This window comes from Elstera litoralis, assembly GCF_000963705.1.
GTDB lineage: Bacteria > Pseudomonadota > Alphaproteobacteria > Elsterales > Elsteraceae > Elstera > Elstera litoralis.
On record NZ_LAJY01000620.1, the window covers coordinates 1 to 2,815 of the forward strand.

The following is a 2,815-nucleotide window of genomic DNA, read 5'->3' on the forward strand; positions in this document are numbered from 1 at the left end:
CGCTGCTGCTGCGCTCCCAGCGGAGGGAATTGCCGACAGGGAGCTTTCTGCACTACTGGTACGTGACCAACTCGTTCCAGTCGTGCACAACACTACATATGAAGCTCTCCGTGAAGTCAGCCCACTGCTCGGCTCGCGAAGCGGCCTGAGTACTGTCGAAAATTCTATGGCAGACGTCGCGGCCAAGCTCGCCGAGTTGGTCGCCCTATAGCTCTATCGTCGGGTTGGCGGCTTACTAACCCACTCATAAGAAGCGTGCCGGGGAGTCCCGCCCCCGGCACCTAAGCCCCTTACTTCACCGGCAAAGCCCCGGCGTTCGGCGCGTTGAAGAAGCGGAAGAAGCTGCTGTCCGGCGACAGAACCAGCGTCGAATCACCCTGGCCTAGGGCCGTCCGATAAGCTTGCATCGAGCGGTAGAAGGCGAAGAACTGCGGGTCTTGGCCGAAGGCGTCGGCATAGATTTGCACGGCTTTGGCTTCGCCCTCGCCTCGGGTCGATTGCGCTTCCGACTGGGCGGTTGCGATAATCACCGTGCGGTCGCGGTCGGCCCGGCTGCGGATTTGCTGGGCGAACTCCTGGCCTTGGGCGCGCAACTCCTTCGCCTCGCGGTCGCGTTCCGAGCGCATACGCTGGAACACAGCCGCGCTGGTTTGCTCCGGAAGATCGGCCCGGCGCAGGCGCACGTCGATGATTTCGACGCCATAAGCTTTGGCGCGCTCATCCACTTCCTTCTGGATTTCCGCCATCAGGGCTTCGCGCCCGTTCGACAGAATCGTGCTCATCTGTGCCGCCCCCAGCACGCGCCGGATGGAGGTATTGATGATCGGCGCGATACGCGACTGTGCCCCTACCTCGTCGCGGACATTCTGATAGAAGGCCAGCGGATCGGTAATGCGATAGCGCGAATAGGCATCGACCGTAATGCGCTTCTGGTCGCCCAGAATGACTTCCTGAGTGGGGGGGTCCACCTCAAGCAGCATCTTATCGTAGAAGCGCACGTCTTGCATGAAGGGGATCTTCACCTGAAGCCCCGGCTCCCGCACGACGCGCACCGGGTTCCCGAACTGCGTGACCAGCGCCTGCTGATACTGCGGCAGGATAAAGAAAGTGCGCGTTACCGTGAACAGGCCGACGATGAGCAGGCCCGCCGCGATGATGAGAGTGCGCTGGTTCATGGTTTAACTCCCGTCGTATCGACCACAGGCGGGGTGAGGCGCTTCACTTCCGGCAGCGGCAGATAGGGCAGCACGCCCTGACCGCCGGATTTGCTGTCGATGATGATCTTCTGATTATTCTTCAGCACTTCTTCCATCGTTTCCAGATAGAGGCGCTGGGTCGTCACGTCTTTCGAAACCTTGTAGCTCTCGTAAACCGACAGGAAGCGTTTTGCATCGCCCTCGGCCCGCTTCACCACTTCTTCGCGAAAAGCTTGCGCTTCCTGAATCAGCCGCTCGGCATCGCCGCGCGCGCGCGGGATCATATCGTTGCGATAGGCTTCGGCTTCGTTACGCAGGCGTTCGCGGTCCGACCGGGCACGCTGAACTTCGTTGAAGGCATCGACCACCGGCTGCGGCGGATCGACCAGCGCAAGCTGCAACTGACGGATTTCGACGCCAATGCCGTAGCTATCGACCAGTTGCTGCAACAGCACCTGCGTGTCGGCTTCGACCTTGCCGCGCCCTTCGGTGAGCGCCTGCTGGATCGGCGTCTGCGCGATGATCTGGCGCATGACGCTTTCCGAGGCGACGCGGATCAGCTTTTCCGGCTCGCGCGCGGTGAAGAGATACGCGCCCGCATCTTTGATGCGCCACAGCACATTGAATTCGATATCGACGATATTTTCATCGCCGGTCAGCATCAGGGTTTCCGCCGCCTCGCCCGACGCCCGGCCCGTGCGCGGATCGAGCGCGACGCGCTTGCCGACGCTTAAGAGATTATCGCGCGTAACGGACGGGCGCTCGACACTCTGAATCGGGCTCGGCCAGTGCCAGTTGAGACCGGGGGAGGTCGTATCGGTCCAGCGCCCGAAGGTCAGCACCACGCCCTGTTGATCGGGCTCCACTCGGTAGAAGCCGCTCGCCAGCCACACGGCCAGCCCGGCCAGCACCGCAAGGCCAATGCCGCGCGCCGACCCGAAGCCGCCGGGCAGCATCGAGCCCATTTGCCGGCCCTTGCGCAGGAGCGATTCGAGGTCCGGCCCATTATTGCCCCACGGCGGCGTCGGCCCGCGCGAGCCCGGCCCGCGACCAGGATTATTGCCGCCGTTATTGGCCCCCCAGGGGTTGATCGGCTCATTGTCATCGCCGCCGGGCGTGGGATCGCCCTTGCCGCTTTTACCGGACTCCCCCTTATTGGGATCGCCCTTACCGGGGCCACCGCCCCAGGGTCCGCCGGAATTATTGTTCCAAGACATCCGTTTTGCTTCCCTCCTGCTGCGCGCCCGCTTTTCACACGCGGCCCCGCACCGTATATCATCCATGCAAGATCTTCCCGACGCATATGTGAAGATTCACAGGAGAAAACAAGCATGACTTCCACCACGAACGGCGATGTTCCCGCTTTGTTGCCCTTAGAAAAGGCGATTCGGGCCGCGCTGGACCGGGTAACGCTGCCGCAATCGAGCCAAGGGCTGATGGCCGCCGGGCGGATCGACGGGCTCGTGGTACGTGAGGGGAATGTCGTTTTCGGCATTACCATCGACCCGAAGGAAGCCACGCTGATGGAGCCCGTGCGCAAAGCCGCCGAAGCCGCCGTGCTCGCCGTGCCGGGGGTGCGCTCGGTCAGCGCCGTGCTCACCGCCGAGCGTAGCGCCGCC

General features: G+C 62.8%; 3 protein-coding genes. 1 reads left to right on the plus strand and 2 read right to left on the minus strand.

Annotation, left to right across the window (positions count from 1 at the left end; translation table 11 throughout):
• Window positions 1-290 precede the first annotated feature (290 nt).
• Together hflC and hflK are read right to left on the minus strand one after the other, a co-directional pair.
• Window positions 291-1,175, minus strand: a complete 885-nt coding sequence (gene hflC, locus VZ95_RS18325) for a protease modulator HflC (protein ID WP_045777142.1) — start codon at window positions 1,173-1,175, stop codon at window positions 291-293.
• The gene (gene hflK, locus VZ95_RS18330) at window positions 1,172-2,413 is read right to left on the minus strand and encodes an FtsH protease activity modulator HflK (RefSeq protein WP_045777143.1); all 1,242 of its coding nucleotides are present in this window, start codon (window positions 2,411-2,413) and stop codon (window positions 1,172-1,174) included. The genes hflC and hflK overlap by 4 nt, the downstream gene beginning before the upstream one ends.
• Before the next feature lie 114 nt (window positions 2,414-2,527).
• On the opposite strand from hflK, the gene VZ95_RS18335 reads away from it, so the two are divergent.
• Window positions 2,528-2,815 (plus strand): iron-sulfur cluster assembly protein (locus tag VZ95_RS18335; RefSeq protein ID WP_045777144.1); only part of this gene is annotated, 288 nt, incomplete at its 3' end.

Bases quoted from the DNA above. Each gene is read 5' to 3' on its own strand.
- hflC (WP_045777142.1), bottom strand. From the start codon at position 1,175: ATGAACCAGCGCACTCTCATCATCGCGGCGGGCCTGCTCATCGTCGGC.
- hflK (WP_045777143.1), bottom strand. From the start codon at position 2,413: ATGTCTTGGAACAATAATTCCGGCGGACCCTGGGGCGGTGGCCCCGGT.